Source organism: Ruegeria sp. SCP10, assembly GCF_040329495.1.
Taxonomy (GTDB): Bacteria; Pseudomonadota; Alphaproteobacteria; order Rhodobacterales; family Rhodobacteraceae; genus Ruegeria.
In genome coordinates this window covers 705419-722269 of the sequence record NZ_JBDZYF010000001.1, presented here as the reverse complement: position 1 = coordinate 722269, position 16851 = coordinate 705419, and the positions used below count along the sequence as shown (strand labels likewise).

At 57.6% G+C, this 16851-nt stretch carries 12 protein-coding genes; 7 read left to right on the top strand and 5 right to left on the bottom strand.

Annotation, left to right across the window (positions count from 1 at the left end; translation table 11 throughout):
* Positions 1 to 30 precede the first annotated feature (30 nt).
* A complete protein-coding gene (locus tag ABLN87_RS03675; protein WP_353007689.1) occupies positions 31 to 2079 on the bottom strand; it encodes an ASKHA domain-containing protein in 2049 nt (682 codons plus the stop codon).
* Positions 2080 to 2295: 216 nt separating this feature from the next.
* On the opposite strand from ABLN87_RS03675, the gene guaB reads away from it, so the two are divergent.
* The 3 genes from guaB to ABLN87_RS03660 all read left to right on the top strand — a co-directional run bounded on the left by guaB (position 2296) and on the right by ABLN87_RS03660 (position 7321).
* Positions 2296 to 3744 carry an IMP dehydrogenase gene (gene guaB, locus ABLN87_RS03670; protein WP_353007687.1) on the top strand — a complete coding sequence of 483 codons (1449 nt, stop codon included), beginning with the start codon at positions 2296 to 2298 and terminating at the stop codon, positions 3742 to 3744.
* Positions 3745 to 3760: 16 nt separating this feature from the next.
* Positions 3761 to 4918: an RsmB/NOP family class I SAM-dependent RNA methyltransferase gene (locus tag ABLN87_RS03665; protein ID WP_353007686.1), complete on the top strand. Its 1158-nt coding sequence runs from the start codon at positions 3761 to 3763 to the stop codon at positions 4916 to 4918.
* A gap of 111 nt (positions 4919 to 5029) precedes the next feature.
* Positions 5030 to 7321, top strand: coding sequence for an ATP-binding response regulator (locus ABLN87_RS03660; RefSeq protein ID WP_353007685.1), 2292 nt, complete (start codon positions 5030 to 5032; stop codon positions 7319 to 7321).
* A 5-nt stretch (positions 7322 to 7326) separates the two neighbouring features.
* Here ABLN87_RS03660 and ABLN87_RS03655 read toward each other — a convergent pair whose 3' ends face one another.
* Positions 7327 to 7920, bottom strand: coding sequence for a sulfotransferase family 2 domain-containing protein (locus tag ABLN87_RS03655; protein WP_353007684.1), 594 nt, complete (start codon positions 7918 to 7920; stop codon positions 7327 to 7329).
* A gap of 192 nt (positions 7921 to 8112) precedes the next feature.
* Between ABLN87_RS03655 and recA the strand changes: the two genes are divergently transcribed.
* The 4 genes from recA to ABLN87_RS03635 all read left to right on the top strand — a co-directional run bounded on the left by recA (position 8113) and on the right by ABLN87_RS03635 (position 13309).
* Positions 8113 to 9180 (top strand): recombinase RecA, encoded by a 1068-nt coding sequence (recA, locus tag ABLN87_RS03650; RefSeq protein ID WP_170533029.1) that lies wholly within the window; start codon positions 8113 to 8115, stop codon positions 9178 to 9180.
* Positions 9181 to 9362: 182 nt separating this feature from the next.
* Positions 9363 to 12035 (top strand): alanine--tRNA ligase, encoded by a 2673-nt coding sequence (gene alaS / locus ABLN87_RS03645; RefSeq protein WP_353007683.1) that lies wholly within the window; start codon positions 9363 to 9365, stop codon positions 12033 to 12035.
* A gap of 1 nt (position 12036) precedes the next feature.
* On the top strand, positions 12037 to 12324 hold the full coding sequence (locus tag ABLN87_RS03640) for a DUF1330 domain-containing protein (RefSeq protein ID WP_353007682.1): 288 nt from the start codon (positions 12037 to 12039) through the stop codon (positions 12322 to 12324).
* A gap of 361 nt (positions 12325 to 12685) precedes the next feature.
* Positions 12686 to 13309, top strand: coding sequence for a transglutaminase-like cysteine peptidase (locus ABLN87_RS03635; protein WP_353007681.1), 624 nt, complete (start codon positions 12686 to 12688; stop codon positions 13307 to 13309).
* A gap of 70 nt (positions 13310 to 13379) precedes the next feature.
* Here ABLN87_RS03635 and ABLN87_RS03630 read toward each other — a convergent pair whose 3' ends face one another.
* The 3 genes from ABLN87_RS03630 to ABLN87_RS03620 form a co-directional block, all read right to left on the bottom strand.
* On the bottom strand, positions 13380 to 14111 hold the full coding sequence (locus ABLN87_RS03630; protein WP_353007680.1) for a hypothetical protein: 732 nt from the start codon (positions 14109 to 14111) through the stop codon (positions 13380 to 13382).
* 462 nt (positions 14112 to 14573) lie between these two features.
* Complete coding sequence (typA, locus tag ABLN87_RS03625) at positions 14574 to 16391, bottom strand: translational GTPase TypA (protein ID WP_353007679.1); 1818 nt, start codon at positions 16389 to 16391, stop codon at positions 14574 to 14576.
* Between the two features lie 76 nt (positions 16392 to 16467).
* On the bottom strand, positions 16468 to 16803 hold the full coding sequence (locus tag ABLN87_RS03620; protein WP_353007678.1) for a DMT family transporter: 336 nt from the start codon (positions 16801 to 16803) through the stop codon (positions 16468 to 16470).
* Between the last annotated feature and the right edge of the window lie 48 nt (positions 16804 to 16851).

Below are 16851 nucleotides of genomic sequence, written 5' to 3'. Positions count from 1 at the left end.
TCCGGAAAACTAGGTCCTACGCTTATCCAGTTATCCCCTGCGGCGACGGCGCCGACCTCCACCAACGTCGGAATCGCCACCGCCTGTATTGAACGAGGGCGCGGGTAGTGTGACGACCCGGGCCAGTTCGGGGAACGGATCCGTCTTGTGCGGGATCGCGTTGGCGGCAACGAAATGATCCTGGAACTTCGGTTCGATGGCGGTTTCGACCTTGGTGATTTCACGAACCACGCGCTCGATTTCGGCCCGTGCACCGATGTTGCACAGCGCTATCCGGGCACCTGTACCTGCTGCGTTCCCGGCGCTGGACACTTTGTCCAGCGGGGCATCCGGGATCATGCCCAGGACCATCGCGTGTTTGGTTGAGATATGTGCACCGAACGCACCTGCGAGGACAACGCGATCCACGCGATCAACCTCCATCTCATCCATCAACAACCGCGCGCCTGCATAAAGCGCGGATTTAGCCAGTTGGATGGCGCGGATATCGCCTTGTGTCACGGTGATGCGTGGGCCACCTTCGGCGCTGGCATCGTGGATCAGGTAGGAATGGGTGCGCCCCTCGGGCACGCTGCGCGGTGTGCCGGTTTGTTCGGCCGAGCCGATCAGTCCACTTTCATCCAGCAGGCCCGCGATACGCATTTCGGCGACCGCTTCGATAATGCCCGATCCGCAGATGCCAGTGATGCCGGTGGTGGCGATATCGACGTCAAACCCATCCTCATCCGACCATTTCTCGGACCCGATGACACGGAAGCGGGGTTCTTTGGTCACCGGGTCGATCTCGATCCGTTCAATGGCGCCGGGGGCGGCACGCTGGCCCGAACTGATCTGTGCGCCTTCAAAGGCCGGCCCGGTGGGCGATGAACAAGCCAGAACGCGGCTGGTATTGCCCAGCAGGATTTCTGCATTGGTGCCCACATCGACGATCAGCACCAGATCTTCGGATTTGCCGGGCTCTTCCGACAAGGCCACAGCGGCGCAGTCCGCACCCACATGCCCTGCGATACAGGGCAGGATATAGACCTGCGCGCGGGGGTTCATGTTGGTCAGGTCCATCTCGCGCGCGGGCAGGGACATCGACTCGGATGTGGCTAGCGCAAATGGGGCTTGCCCCAGCTCGACCGGATCAAGGCCCAGCAGCAAGTGGTGCATGACCGGGTTACAGACAAACACCGTTTCCACGATCAGGGCGGCGTCAATCCCGGCTTCCTCAGCGATTGAGGTGGTCAGATCATTGATCGCCTCGCGTACGGCCTTGGTCATTTCCTGATCGCCGCCGGGGTTCATCATGGCATAGGAGACGCGGCTCATGAGGTCTTCGCCAAAGCGGATCTGCGGGTTCATCAGGCCGGAAGAGGCTTTGACCTCGCCCGTATCCAGATCGGTCAAATGGGCCGCGATGGTGGTAGAGCCAAGGTCGATGGCCAGACCATAGAGCCCGCCTTCGTGCAGGCCGGGCCAGATTTCGACAACCCGCGCGACAGTGTCTTTGTGGCCCTTGTGAACGGCGACCGTGACCTCCCATTTCCCTTTGCGCAGAACGGGTTGCAGCTTGGACATCAGGGACAGGTCGGCGGTAATAGCGTCGATCTTCCATTGCTCGCGCAGGGCACGTTCCAGCCGTTCCAGATCACCGGTCGGCGAATGCATGTCGGGTTCTTCCACGGAAACGAAATACAGGCGTGTCGCCGGGTCCATGGTGATCGCGCGCGCGGTGGCGGCTTTACGCACCACTTGACGGTGCACCTGGCTTTCGGGGGGCACGTCGATCACCACATCGCCCTGTACGGTGGCTTGGCAACCCAGACGGCGCCCCGGCTTTAGCCCCCGCTTGTCGTCATAACGCTGCTCAACCGCGTTCCATTCGCTCAGCGCGCCATTGCTGACGGTGACGCCATGTTTGGGAAACTCACCATAGCTGGGTATGATCTGGCATTTCGAACAGATACCGCGCCCGCCGCAGACCGAATCCAGATCCACGCCCAACTGTCGAGCGGCAGTCAGAATTGGCGTGCCAACCGGGAAATGCCCGCGTTTGCCGGATGGGGTGAAGACGACAAGAGGGTCGGTGGTCATGAATGGCCTGCCTTTGAGTTCGCGCGTGTCCCGCGCAAGATATGAGTTTATACGCAAAGGGAAAGGCCATTCAGCGGCAGGTTTTCACCAACAAGCGTCGTTTTAAGGCGCGGTGTTCCGTTGCTTTTGACAACAACTTGGGTTCAGGGGCTTTTCCTTGGGGTTGATCCATGCAATAGGGTCACCGCCAAACGGGCTTTTGCATGGGGTGATCAGATGCAGATTCGTGAGGCGCTTACCTTTGATGATGTTCTTTTGGTGCCAGGGGCATCGACAGTGCTGCCGGCTACGGCAGATACCACGACACGTGTGACACGTCAGATTACCATGAACATCCCGCTGCTCAGCTCGGCCATGGACACCGTGACCGAAGCGCGCATGGCCATTGCCATGGCCCAGGCGGGGGGCATCGGGGTGATCCACAAGAACCTTTCGATCGAAGAACAGGCCCGCGAGGTGCGCCGGGTCAAACGCTTCGAATCTGGGATCGTCTACAACCCGGTCACGCTGCGCGCCAACCAGACACTCGCCGATGCGCAGGCGCTGGTGCAGCGATATAATTTCACCGGATTTCCTGTGGTGGATGATCAGGGGCGTGTCGTGGGCATCGTGACCAATCGGGACATGCGCTTTGCAACCTCGGATGACACACCGATCCACGCGATGATGACCGCAGACAATCTGGCGATGCTGCAAGAGCCTGCCGATCTGGAAGAAGCCAAAAGCCTGATGCGTGCCCGCCGGATCGAAAAACTGCTGGTGGTTGATGGCGAGGGCAAGCTGACTGGCTTGTTGACCTTGAAAGACACCGAACAGGCCGTGCTGAACCCGACCGCCTGTAAAGACAGCCTTGGCCGTCTGCGTGTGGCGGCTGCGACCTCGGTTGGCGATGCCGGATTTGAACGCTCGGAACTTCTGGTCGATTCAGGTGTCGACATCATCGTGGTTGATACAGCGCATGGCCATTCACAAGGGGTTCTGGATGCGGTGAAACGCGCCAAGACCCTGTCGAACGAGGTTCAGATCATCGCAGGGAATGTTGCCACGTCCGAAGCGACCAAAGCGCTGATCGACGCGGGCGCAGATGCGATCAAGGTTGGAATCGGGCCGGGCTCGATCTGCACCACGCGTATGGTGGCCGGCGTTGGAGTGCCGCAGCTGACGGCGATCATGGATTGCGCGGCGGCAGCCGGTGACGTTCCGGTGATTGCCGATGGCGGTATCAAGTTCTCGGGCGATTTTGCCAAGGCTATTGCGGCTGGTGCCTCCTGCGCCATGGTGGGTTCGATGATCGCCGGGACCGATGAAAGCCCGGGTGAGGTGATCCTGTACCAGGGTCGGTCTTTCAAATCCTATCGCGGCATGGGCAGTCTGGGTGCGATGGCGCGTGGCTCGGCTGATCGCTATTTCCAAAAGGATGCTGCCAACGACAAGCTGGTGCCCGAAGGGATCGAAGGGCAGGTGCCTTACAAAGGGTCAGCCGGGGCTGTCGTGCACCAGTTGGTGGGCGGCCTGCGCGCAGCGATGGGCTATACAGGTTGTGCCACCGTTGAAGAGATGCGCAAGAACTGCAACTTTGTGAAAATCACCGGGGCAGGTCTGAAAGAAAGCCATGTGCACGACGTTCAGATCACCCGCGAAAGCCCGAACTATCGGGTGATGTAGGGTTGCAGGTTAAGACATGACACCTGCGGCGCGCGTCCAAGCCTCGATCGAGATTCTGGATGAGATACTGGGCGGAGCCCCCGTTGAAAAGGCCCTGACCGGATGGGCGCGCCGCAGTCGGTTTGCCGGGTCCAAGGATCGTGCAGCGGTGCGGGATCACGTGTTTGATGCGTTGCGCTGCAAACGATCCTATGCAGCGCTTGGCGGTGCATTTACTGGGCGCGGCCTAATGATCGGGGCCGTGCAGGCGCAGGGTGTTGATGTAAGCTCCGTGTTTACGGGCGACAGGCACGCTCCGTCGCCTGTAAGTGCCTCCGAAACCGCGTGTGCTTTTGAAAGCGATGCGGAACGATTGGACATCCCTGAATGGCTGTGGCCACAGTTTTCTGCCTCGCTGGGGGCGGATGCGGAAGCCGCTGCAGAAGCTTTGCAGAGCCGTGCGGGTGTGCATCTGCGCGTGAACCTTCTGAAGTCCGATCTTGCGTCGGCGACCGAGGCCTTGGCGGCGGACGGCATCACCGCAATCCCGCATCCAATTTGTGAAACAGCGCTTGATGTCACGGACGGTGCGCGCAAGATCGGGCAAAGCCGTTCCTATACGAGCGGGCTGGTTGAATTGCAGGACGCTGCAAGCCAAGCCGTTGTGGAGGCGCTGGACGTGCAGCCGGGGATGCGTGTTCTGGACTATTGCGCGGGGGGCGGGGGCAAAGCACTGGCCCTGGCCGCGCATCGGGATGTCGCGGTGTTTGCTCATGATGTGAACGCGGGCCGGATGCGGGATTTGCCGAAGCGCGCAGAGCGAGCGGGGGCTGATATCACTATGCTCAGCTCCGACGACCTTGCAGGCCAAGGGCCGTTTGACATCGTACTTGCCGATGCCCCGTGTTCTGGCAGCGGATCCTGGCGACGTGCTCCGGCTGGGAAATGGGCCTTGACCGGGGCGCGTTTACACGAATTGACAGATATTCAGGCCCAAATATTGAATCACATTCAGGGGTTTGTGCAGCGCGATGGTGTTCTGGCCTATGCCACATGCTCGATGCTTGACTGTGAGAATGGTGACATTGTCGAGGCGTTCTTACAGTCCAACCCCAGTTGGCAGCAGTCTTTGCGCCAATCGTGGCGGGTAACACACGGTGTGGATGGTTTCTTTACGGCACACTTGACGCGGTAGTAGGCCGGGTTCTAGCAACTTCAGGTAGAGGCTCGCGCGAATGAATTCGTTAAGCGGGTTTTAACCAATTTAAGTTCCATTTGCCCCAACGCCCTTTTGACCGAGCCATTGATGTCCGACATTGCCGATTTACCCTATCAACCGCGTTCTGATACGGGTCCTTCTATACAACGTATTGCTACGCTGTCCCTGCTGGCACTCGCGCTCGTCTTGGCGCCCAGCACCAAACTTTTATCCCCGGATTGGGCCATGGGACTTTGGGTTTCAGGCGGATCGCTGGCTGTGATAGCGCTGATTGCGGTTCTCAGGGTGGCGCTGAGCAACCGATCCGTACAAAGATCGACCGCCGTGATGGCAGCCTTTGCGCAGCAGGATACATACCCCTGTCTGATTGCCAATGCCGAGGGCGAAATCCTGATTGCCAATGCGGCTTCCTATCAAAGGTTGCGCGCGATGCCAGGTGAGGCACTGACCCACTGTCTGCGCCCCATCTTTGCCAATCCCGCGGCGATCTTGCTGCGCCTGCAATCGCGGGCACAATCGCAGGGCCGAGCGCACGAGGATGTGGTGACGCTTGAGACTACAGTCCCGGTATCGGTCTTCCGGCTATGTGACGGGCTGTTGTGTTGGCGTTTTCGATTTGAAGAGAGCGGACCCTGGGACACAGTGTCTCTGCCGGTTCTGACCGAAGGGCGAAACGGTGATGTATTGCGACTGAACCGCGCCGCAGAACGTCTATTGGGTTTTCTGCCAGAAACCATGGATCAGGTACTGCCCGAAGGTGGCAATGAGCAAATCGGTATCATGAGGCTCTGCACCAAAGGCGGGGATCAAACCGCGGTTGTGACTGAGTTGTCAAGCTCAAGCACAGGGCGCAATCTGGCGCTGGTTCCGCTGGCCGCCTCTCCTAAACAGGAGATCGGGACGCATTTCGATGATCTTCCTGTGCCGCTTTTGTGCCTATCCCCTGACGGGACAATCCTGCAAGCCAATCGGCTGGCGTTGAAGCTGTTGGGTGGCGGCGAACTTACCGACACTAACATCAGCACCATCATGCAAGGCCTGAACCACCCGGTGTTAGACTGGCTGGAACGTATGGCAGCGGAAGAAGAATCGCATCGATCCGAGTTTCTGCGGCTTAGCCGCGATGACAAAGAGGTATTCATACAAGTCACACTCAGCCGTGTTCACAAAGATGGTCAGGTGTGTCTGATCGCCGTGCTGAACGATGCGACAGAGCTCAAAACGCTTGAGGCGCAATTTGTGCAGGGGCAAAAGATGCAGGCTGTCGGGCAGTTGGCAGGCGGTGTTGCGCATGATTTCAACAACCTGCTAACCGCTATTTCTGGCCATTGCGACCTGCTGTTGTTGCGGCATGATCAGAACGATCCCGACTATGCCGATCTGGTTCAGATTAACCAGAACGCCAACCGGGCGGCGGCTCTGGTCAGCCAACTTCTGGCCTTTTCCCGCAAACAGACACTGCGCCCCAAGGTGCTGGATATGCGGGATACGATCTCGGATCTGATCCATCTGCTGAACCGTCTGGTCGGGGAAAAGGTACATCTGACGCTGAGCCATGACCCCGTGCTCAAGCCTGTTCGCGCCGATAAACGTCAGCTCGAACAGGTTCTAATGAATCTGGTAGTCAACGCCCGCGATGCTATGCCCGAAGGCGGTGAAATTCGGATTGAGACCGAGGTGCTGACCCTGACGACCCCATTGATGCGGGACAGAGCCACGGTCGAGCCTGGCGAATATGTCACCGTCAAGGTCAAGGATGGCGGTATCGGAATACCAGCCGACAAGCTACAAAAAGTTTTCGAGCCGTTTTATACGACCAAACGCACCGGCGAGGGGACGGGTCTGGGCCTGTCTACCGTCTACGGTATCGTGAAACAGACAGGCGGCTTTATATTTGTCGACAGCGTTGTTGGGCACGGGACGAACTTCACCCTGGTGCTTCCGGTTTGCAAAACCGCCTCTGAACCAGAAGTGATCGAAGATGTATCGCATAGCCCGCAGACCGCCCGTCAAGGTGAAGGGGTCGTTTTGCTGGTCGAAGACGAGGCTCCGGTCCGCGCCTTTGCAACCCGCGCTTTGCGCCTGAAAGGCTATACCGTGTTGGAGGCCGAGTCCGCCGAGGATGCATTAAACATATTGGACGACCCTGAATTGGTCGTAGATGTTTTTGTAACCGATGTAGTTATGCCGGGAATGGATGGTCCGACCTGGGTTAGCAAGGCCCTGGAAACCCGGCCCGATGCGCGCGTTGTTTTTGTGTCTGGCTACACCGAAGGCGCGTTCGGCGAATCCGGCCCGCAGATCGCCAACTCGACCTTCCTGCCTAAGCCGTTTTCATTGAACCAACTGACCGAAGCCGTGTTCGAAAAGCTCAACTGACGCGGCTAAAGCGCTGCGTCATGGGTCGCAAATTCTTCGGCGTGTTTCTTACGAAACATGGCCTCGGTCTCAGAGGTCAGAGTCATGTTCCGGGCGGGAGAGACGTTTTCGAGCGGCAGAGTGATGTCCATTTGCAGCCGATCTTGCAGGAAGTTCAGGATTTTGTCCTGATGTTCATATTTGAATACATAGCTGGCGCCTACGCCGTTGTTGCGGGGGCGAAAGAACTGGCTTTGGCTGCCCACATCGGCAAATTCCGGGCGCGGGTTTTGCATATAGGCGTGGACAAACTCATCGAAGCTCAGATCACGGGTTGAATGCGGATGCCCGATACGGTCATCGCGGCCGCGAAAGCGATACCAGCTGCCCAACCAGTCGATGGGTTCGCGCACGACGGCCATGATCTCCATCTCGGTGTCATACATTTTTCGGTACATGTTCTGAAAAAAACGATCAAACCGGCGCACCGGGGCGTGTTTCAACTCGGGCGGGCCTGTGATCACCAGATCCGCGCGTGATCCGAGCGCCGTGTGATAGGCGGTGCTGCCGGTCTTGGGTACAGACAAAAACGCAAGGCGTTCTTTATAGAAAACAAGCATTTATCAATCCCGAGACTTGAGCCGTTACGATTGCAGATTGTCGTAAACCACTCTTTAACACAATTGCCGAAGAGTAGGTTCTGTAAGTTTTAGTTGAAATGTTCTCTTTTTGGTCCCATAAGGAACAAGAGGCGAACAAAGCAGCGATTGCCGCCCGGCAAAGGGTGTGACAAAAGGGAAAGCGACAGGACAATGGCGGATCTTCTGACGATGAGCGACAAGAAAAACGCAGATAAGCAAAAGGCGCTCGACAGCGCGCTGGCCCAGATCGAACGTCAGTTCGGCAAAGGCTCGATTATGAAGCTGGGCGAAGACAGCAAACAGGATATAGAGGCCAGCTCGACCGGGTCTCTGGGTCTGGATATTGCGCTGGGAATTGGCGGTCTGCCAATGGGTCGTATCGTTGAGATTTATGGGCCTGAGAGCTCTGGTAAGACCACGCTGACGCTGCATTGTATTGCAGAACAGCAAAAACGCGGCGGCGTTTGTGCCTTTGTCGATGCGGAACACGCGCTGGACCCGCAATATGCGCGCAAGCTGGGTGTTGATCTGGATGAGCTGCTGATCTCGCAGCCCGATACCGGAGAACAGGCGCTTGAGATTACCGATACGCTGGTGCGGTCGGGGGCTGTGAATATGGTCATCGTCGACTCAGTTGCGGCTCTGACGCCGAAGTCCGAGCTTGAAGGCGATATGGGCGACAGCAATGTGGGCGTTCAGGCTCGATTGATGAGCCAGGCGATGCGTAAATTGACCGGTTCGATCAGCCGTTCGAACTGTATGGTCATCTTTATCAACCAGATCCGGATGAAGATCGGCGTAATGTTTGGCAGCCCGGAAACCACAACTGGTGGTAATGCGCTGAAATTCTACAGCTCGGTCCGGCTGGACATCCGCCGTATTGGCGCAATCAAGGATCGTGACGAGGTGGTGGGCAACCAGACCCGCGTCAAAGTCGTTAAGAATAAAGTGGCACCGCCGTTCAAACAGGTGGAATTCGACATCATGTATGGCGAAGGCATCAGCAAGATGGGCGAACTGCTCGATCTGGGTGTGAAGGCCGGTGTGGTCGAGAAATCGGGATCCTGGTTCAGCTATGGCGATGAGCGGATCGGGCAGGGGCGTGAAAACGCCAAGCAATATCTGCGAGATAACGGCCAGATTGCGCTGCAGATCGAAGATAAGATTCGTGCCGCACATGGTTTGGATTTCGACATGGCACCTGGCGCAGCTGAGGATGACGACATCCTTGAGGCCTAGTTGTCACGTGGGGAGGATCAACTGAAAATCCCCGATACCCGGAAGGTGCCGAGAATATCCAGAACAGGGCGGTCCATCCGGGCCGCCTTGTTTCGTTTTCGGGCAGCCTATGCTGTGGACACTCCTTAGGTGCGGCGGTAAACCTGCGCAAACCATTCTGATTGCGCGCTGAGAGAGCCCAAATGCCCACGCTGAACGATATTCGATCGACCTTTCTGAACTACTTCGCCAAGCAAGGGCACGAAGTGGTGGCGTCCAGCCCTTTGGTGCCGCGCAATGATCCGACTTTGATGTTCGTGAATTCGGGCATGGTCCAGTTCAAGAACCTGTTCACTGGCGTTGAAACCCGTGACTATCAACGCGCCACAACGGCGCAGAAATGCGTTCGCGCCGGGGGCAAGCATAACGATCTGGATAATGTGGGTTACACCGCGCGGCATCACACGTTCTTTGAGATGCTGGGGAACTTCTCGTTCGGTAACTATTTCAAACCCGAGGCGATCCCGTTTGCCTGGGAGTTGATTACCAAGGAATATGGCATCGACAAGAGCCGTTTGCTGACAACGGTTTATCATACCGACGACGAAGCATTTGAGATCTGGAAAAAGGTCGGCGTGCCCGAAGACCGGATCATCCGTATCGCAACTAATGACAATTTCTGGCAGATGGGCCCGACCGGCCCTTGCGGCCCGTGCACCGAGATTTTCTATGATCACGGCGATCACATTTGGGGCGGCCCTCCCGGATCTGCCGAGGAAGATGGCGACCGGTTCATCGAGATTTGGAATATCGTTTTCATGCAGAATGAGCAGTTCGAAGACGGCTCGATGGTCGAACTTGACATGCAGTCGATTGATACGGGCATGGGCCTGGAACGGATCGGCGCGTTGCTGCAAGGCAGCCATGACAACTATGACACTGACCTGTTCAAGACCCTGATCGAAGCGTCGGCAGATGCAACTGGCGTTGATCCGTATGGCGACCAGAATGTGCATCATCGGGTGATCGCGGATCACCTTCGTTCGACCTCATTCCTGATCGCGGATGGGGTAATGCCATCCAATGATGGGCGCGGTTATGTGCTGCGCCGGATCATGCGCCGGGCTATGCGTCACGCGCATCTTTTAGGCGCGAAAGATCCGGTTATGCACCGGCTGGTGCCTACATTAGTGCAGTTGATGGGGGCGCAATATTCGGAGTTGGGACAGGCACAGCCGCTGATCGAAGAAACCCTGTTGCTGGAAGAAACACGCTTCAAGCAAACGCTGGATCGTGGTCTGAAACTTCTGGATGACGAAGTAGCGGGCCTGCCCGAAGGCGCGGCCTTACCTGGCGACGCCGCGTTCAAGCTGTATGACACCTATGGTTTCCCACTGGACCTGACGCAAGACGCGCTGCGTGAAAAGGGCCGGACCGTGGATACCGCTGGCTTCGATGCAGCCATGGCCGAACAAAAGGCCAAAGCTCGCGCAGCTTGGGCCGGTTCGGGCGAGGCGGCGGACCATGCGGTGTGGTTCGATGTGCTCGATACCGCTGGCGCGACCGATTTCCTGGGCTATGACACGGAAAAGACCGAAGGGCAGATCGCGGCGCTGATCGTCGATGGCGCGTTGGTTGACACAATCGAGCAGGGTGGCAGCGGCTGGGTCGTTGTGAACCAGACCCCATTCTATGGTGAGGCCGGGGGTCAGGTCGGAGATGTGGGTGAGATTCGCCGTTTGGAAGAGCGCGATGATGTTTCGCGCGTCGAAGACACTAAGAAATTCGCGGATGGTAAAGTCTATGCTCACAAGGTGACCGTTGAGCGCGGCGTGCTGTCCAAGGGCGATGCGGTCGAGCTTGAGGTCAATCACGCGCGCCGGTCCTCAATCCGAGCCAATCACTCGGCGACGCACCTGCTGCATGAAGCCCTGCGCGAAACACTGGGTGATCACGTCGCGCAGCGTGGGTCCTTGAATGCAGCGGATCGCTTACGGTTCGATTTCAGCCATTCAAAGGCTTTGACATCTGAGGAAATTCACAAGGTTGAGCGCGAGGTGAACGACTTCATCCGCCAGAACTCAACCGTTGAAACCCGGATCATGACGCCGGATGACGCGCGCGAATTAGGTGCGCAGGCCCTGTTTGGCGAGAAATACGGCGATGAAGTGCGCGTCGTTTCGATGGGCAAGGCTCCCACCGGCAAAGGCCAGGACGGTGAGACGTGGTCCATTGAACTTTGCGGTGGCACCCATGTGCGCCAGACCGGTGATATCGGAACTTTTGTGGTACTTGGGGACAGTGCCAGCAGTGCGGGTGTCCGCCGTATCGAAGCCCTGACCGGAGATGAAGCGTTCCGCTATCTGTCCGGGCAGGATCAAAGGCTTTCGCAAATTTCTCTGGAGTTGAAAGCGCAGCCGGATGATGTCGTCGCGCGTGTGAAATCCTTGCTGGATGAGCGGAAGGCGCTGCAAAATGAAGTTGCGCAGCTGCGCCGCGATCTGGCCATGGCTGGTGGCGCAGGGCAGGGAAGTGGGGCCGAGGCTCGTGATGTGAACGGGGTAAGCTTTCTGGCGCAGGTTCTCAGCGGCGTATCGGGCAAGGACCTGCCGGCTTTGATCGACGAACACAAAGCGCGTCTTGGTTCGGGCGCCGTTCTGCTGATTGCGGATACCGGCGGTAAGGCGGCTGTGGCGGCCGGTGTTACCGCTGATCTGACCGGCAAAGTCTCTGCGGTGGACCTGGTCAAAGCAGCCGTTGTCGAATTGGGTGGCAAGGGCGGCGGCGGGCGCCCGGATTTGGCGCAGGGCGGTGGTAAGGATACCACGAACTCGGACGCCGCGATCAAGGCCGCCGAGCAGATATTGGGAGGATAAGATGGCTGCACTTTGGATTGCACATGTGACTGTGACTGACGCGGACGCCTATGGGAAATATGCCGAACTGGCAGGGCCTGCGATTGCAAAGCATGGCGGTGAGTTCATCGCGCGTGCAGCCCGGTATGTTCAACTGGAAGGAAAAGAGCGCCCCCGAAATGTGGTTGCGCGCTTTCCTTCGGTCGAAGCGGCGGTTGAGTGTTATAACTCAGACGACTACCAGACAGCTTTGAATCATGCGCGCGGAGCAAGTGAGCGCGAGCTGGTTGTCGTCGAAATCACAGAGTGAGAATCATCTTGCGCGATCTTTTTTGCGCAAGTTCGCGGTTTATAAGCGAAAATCGGCCAAGGCGCGAAGGATGAAACTGAGACTCTTGGCGCCGATCATCACTTTTTGAGTAAATATATTTAATTACATATAGTTATCTCGATAACCTAAGGCTGAGATTCAGAATTCCCGTTATAATTGTGGCAATCTGACCCAAATTCTTGCCCAACTTTGTCATGGTAAGTGACGAATTTCCGCCCTTTTTCCCAGTCAAGTTCGTCCTAGATTGCATCGCGGGCCATGTTTACGGATATTTTCTGAAAACAGGGCAGTGTCCGGTTTGACTGCAATCGCATGGTTGAACACGGATTGGGGATCAGGAATGAAATCGATCGGCACGAAACTCATGCCTGTCTTGGGGCGCGCTACCTCAGGGTCGGGACACCTCATATGTGCTGCCGCTCTCTTGCTTGGCACATTGGGGGCCGCGCCAGCGGCGCAGGCGTCCGAGGGTGCGTTTATCACAATCGTTTCAGCCTCTCCTCCGCCTTCCGGGGCGCGACAGCTGTGCCGTCAGTACGACTGGGCTTGTGCCACTAAGCGGTCCGGCTCGTTGACCAGCCAGCAGGAAATGCAGATCGTCCAGCGTGTAAACCGTCATGTAAACGCGACCATTCGCGAGGTGACGGATCAATCTCAATACAAAACCCGTGAACGCTGGGCGCTTCCCACGTCTCGTGGCGGTGACTGCGAAGATTTTGCTCTGTTGAAAAAACGCGATCTGATCGCTGCAGGCATTGACCCAAGGAAGCTGCTGATCGCAACGGTGTTGGATACACGCCGCAACGCACATGCTGTGTTGGTTTATCGTTCTGACAGCGGCGATCTGGTTTTGGATAACCTGACAAACAGCATCAAGCCCTGGGCATCGACACGGTATCTATTCCTTCGCATGCAGGATCCCAAACAACCCCGTCGTTGGGTGGGCGTATTCGGAAGCAGCTAAACGCTTTTGTTTTTTGTGAAATAGAGAACACCAGCCGCGACTAACGCAGCTGGTGTTTTTTGAATCTGTATCAAACGTTGTTGTTCGGGGCAGGGTCGTTTGTTGTGCCGGTGGCGCCAACGTCACCAGTGCCGCCACCTGAGCCACCACCGTCTCCGGTGCCGCCGCCGTCGCCGGAACCACCACCCGAGCCACCGCCGTCGCCAGTACCGCCACCATCACCCGAGCCACCGCCCGAGCTGGAACCACCGCCAGTGCCGCCGCCGTCACCCGAGCCACCGCCCGAGCTGGAACCACCGCCAGTGCCGCCGCCGTCACCCGAGCCACCCCCCGAGCTGGAACCACCGCCAGTTCCGCCACCATCACCCGAGCCACCGCCCGAGCTTGAACCGCCGCCAGTGCCGCCGCCGTCACCCGAGCCACCGCCCGAGCTTGAACCGCCGCCAGTGCCGCCGCCGTCACCCGAGCCACCACCCGAACTGGAACCACCGCCGGAGCTTGACCCGCCACCAGAGCTGGAACCACCACCGGAGCTGGAACCACCGCCGGAGCTTGACCCGCCACCAGAGCTGGAACCACCACCGGAGCTGGAACCACCACCGGAGCTTGAGCCACCACCAGAGCTGGAACCACCACCAGATCCGCCACCGCTCTCATCAGCGGGGCCGTCACCCGTACGCTGAGGATTTGTAATCGACGCCGTGGGGAAGTCAGTCAGAACTGCTGCGAAAGCCGGGCAGGTTTGTAGTGTGCGGGATAGAATGTCTTCGAAATCAGCCCGACGCTGAATGTATCGCAGCATTCGGGAATCCACGACCTTACAAGCGCAAAGGGTTTCTGTTGAAACCGATTGCTTTGCAGTGCGGATCGTGCACGTCCCGTCCGAAAAGGTTGGGCCTGCTGCAAGAAAAGACGCAGATGCAGATGCAAAAACTAGGGAAAACAAACGGGATTTAATGCGCATAGCGCCACTCCTCAAAACTCATTACCAACTGCGTCGATCTTATGCACTAATCAAAACGTGCGTTGTATGAACGACGTCACACTTTGGCCCAGAATACACCTTTGTTAGGCCGAATTTACAAGAGGGGCTCGTGTTGAAAGATTCATTCTTAACTTTACTTAAAGTTGATTGACCATGAAAAACAGGGGCTAAACCTGACCTTAGGTCAAATCAGCCCCTATTCATCATTTTTGCGATGGATGAAAAAATGTCACACTCGTGTCATTGTTTCTGATTTTGAAACCCTGATTTCGCCACAATTTAGGCCGATTTCGCCATCCGTTTACGCTCGTGCGGGTCCAGATATCGTTTACGCAGGCGCACAACGCTGGGTGTAACTTCGACCAGTTCGTCGTCATCGATATAGGCGATCGCCTCTTCCAATGAGAACTGAACATGCGGTGTCAGGCGCACAGCATCATCCGAGCCGCTGGCGCGAACGTTGGTCAGCTTTTTGCCTTTCAACGGGTTCACTTCCAGATCGTTGTCACGCGAATGCTCACCGATCACCATGCCCTGATAAACCTCGGCCTGTGGACCCACGAACATACGGCCACGTTCTTCGAGGTTCCAAAGCGCATAGGCGACAGCCTGACCTTTCTCCATCGAGATCAGAACGCCCGCGCGACGGCCCGGAATTTGGCCCTTATGTGGGGCCCAGTCATGGAACACGCGGTTCAGAACACCTGTACCGCGCGTGTCGGTCAGGAACTCACCGTGATAGCCGATCAACCCGCGCGAGGGGACATGCGCGATGATACGGGTCTTGCCAGCGCCTGCCGGGCGCATCTCGACCAGTTCACCTTTGCGGGCACCGGTGATCTTTTCGATGACCGAGCCGGAATATTCGTCATCCACGTCAATCGTGACTTCTTCGACCGGTTCCAGGCGCTGACCATCTTCCTCACGGAACAGAACCTGGGGGCGCGAGATGCTGAGTTCGAATCCTTCGCGGCGCATGTTTTCGATCAAAACGCCCATCTGCAATTCGCCACGGCCTGCAACTTCGAAGGCTTCCCCGCCCGGGGTGTCGGTGATGCGGATGGCGACATTCGATTCGGCTTCTTTCATCAGGCGATCGCGGATGACGCGCGATTGGACTTTTTTGCCGTCACGACCGGCCAGAGGCGAGTCGTTGATGCCGAAGGTCACGGTGATGGTCGGCGGGTCGATGGGTTGAGCGGGCAGGGCTTCTTCCACCTGCGGCGCGACCAGCGAGTCCGCGACGGTGGCTTTGCTCATCCCGGCGATCGTGACGATGTCACCAGCTTCGGCCACATCAATCGGTTGCTGCGCCAGACCACGGAAGGCCAGAATCTTGGAGGCGCGGAAATTCTCGATCAGTGTTCCATCGCGGCTAAGCGCCTTGAGGCTGTCGCCCGCTTTAAGTGTCCCGCTTTCCACACGACCGGTCAGAATGCGGCCAATAAAGGGATCGCTGCCCAGCGTGGTGGCCAGCATACGGAAAGGTTCGTCTTTCTTTTCGGCCTGCTTTGGGGCGGGGACGTGATCGATGATCAGGTCAAACAGTGCGGTCAGATCCTTGCGCGGCCCGTCCAGCTCCATATCGGCCCAGCCGGACCGGCCCGAGGCATACATGGAAGGGAAATCCAGCTGATCATCATCCGCGCCGAGGTTGGCGAAGAGGTCGAAACACTCATCCAGCGCGCGGTCGGGTTCGGCGTCGGGTTTGTCGACCTTGTTCAGCACCACAATGGGGCGCAGGCCTAGTGCCAGCGCTTTGGAAGTCACGAATTTGGTCTGAGGCATCGGGCCTTCAGCGGCGTCGACCAGCAGGACAACACCGTCGACCATGGACAGGATCCGCTCAACCTCGCCCCCGAAATCGGCGTGGCCGGGGGTGTCGACGATATTGATGCGGGTGCCTTTCCATTCGACCGAAGTGGCTTTAGCCAGAATGGTAATGCCGCGTTCGCGTTCCAGATCGTTGCTGTCCATGGCGCGTTCCGCCACGGCCTGGTTTTCCCGGAACGCACCGGATTGTTTGAGCAGCTCATCCACCAGCGTTGTCTTGCCGTGGTCCACGTGAGCGATGATTGCGATATTGCGCAGGTCCATGAGAGGTCAGCCTTTGAACGGGAAGTTGCCGCGCGCATAACGCGGCGCGGCAAAATATACCAGCCCTAACCGGCGTTCAGTGGCCTGCGGTCTTCGAAAACAGGTGAATGATCAAAATCCCGGCCAGAATCAACGACAGACCAAGGATCGCCCAGATGTCCAGTTTCTGCCCGAAGACCAAAAAGCCGATAATGGCGATGAAGAAGATGCCAAGGCCCGACCAGATGGCATAGACAATGCCCACAGGCATGTACTTCAGTGTCAGCCCCAACAAGTAGAATGCAAACCCGTAGCCAATCACGACCAGTACCGATGGCCAAAACCGTGTGAATTGCTGACTGGCCTGCAATGCCGTTGTCCCAACCGTTTCTGCAAAAACCGCGATCAACAGGATCAGGTAGGCTTTAGGCATTGTCATAACCTTAATCTTGCATGGACCGGGCTAGCTTGAGCACGGAAT

Coding starts and splice junctions, on each gene's coding strand:
- recA (WP_170533029.1), top strand. CDS start 8,113: ATGGCGGATCTTCTGACGATGAGCGACAAGAAAAACGCAGATAAGCAA.
- alaS (WP_353007683.1), top strand. CDS start 9,363: ATGCCCACGCTGAACGATATTCGATCGACCTTTCTGAACTACTTCGCC.
- ABLN87_RS03635 (WP_353007681.1), top strand. CDS start 12,686: ATGAAATCGATCGGCACGAAACTCATGCCTGTCTTGGGGCGCGCTACC.
- ABLN87_RS03675 (WP_353007689.1), bottom strand. CDS start 2,079: ATGACCACCGACCCTCTTGTCGTCTTCACCCCATCCGGCAAACGCGGG.
- ABLN87_RS03660 (WP_353007685.1), top strand. CDS start 5,030: ATGTCCGACATTGCCGATTTACCCTATCAACCGCGTTCTGATACGGGT.
- ABLN87_RS03620 (WP_353007678.1), bottom strand. CDS start 16,803: ATGCCTAAAGCCTACCTGATCCTGTTGATCGCGGTTTTTGCAGAAACG.
- ABLN87_RS03655 (WP_353007684.1), bottom strand. CDS start 7,920: ATGCTTGTTTTCTATAAAGAACGCCTTGCGTTTTTGTCTGTACCCAAG.
- typA (WP_353007679.1), bottom strand. CDS start 16,391: ATGGACCTGCGCAATATCGCAATCATCGCTCACGTGGACCACGGCAAG.
- ABLN87_RS03665 (WP_353007686.1), top strand. CDS start 3,761: ATGACACCTGCGGCGCGCGTCCAAGCCTCGATCGAGATTCTGGATGAG.
- ABLN87_RS03640 (WP_353007682.1), top strand. CDS start 12,037: ATGGCTGCACTTTGGATTGCACATGTGACTGTGACTGACGCGGACGCC.
- ABLN87_RS03630 (WP_353007680.1), bottom strand. CDS start 14,111: ATGCTGCGATACATTCAGCGTCGGGCTGATTTCGAAGACATTCTATCC.
- guaB (WP_353007687.1), top strand. CDS start 2,296: ATGCAGATTCGTGAGGCGCTTACCTTTGATGATGTTCTTTTGGTGCCA.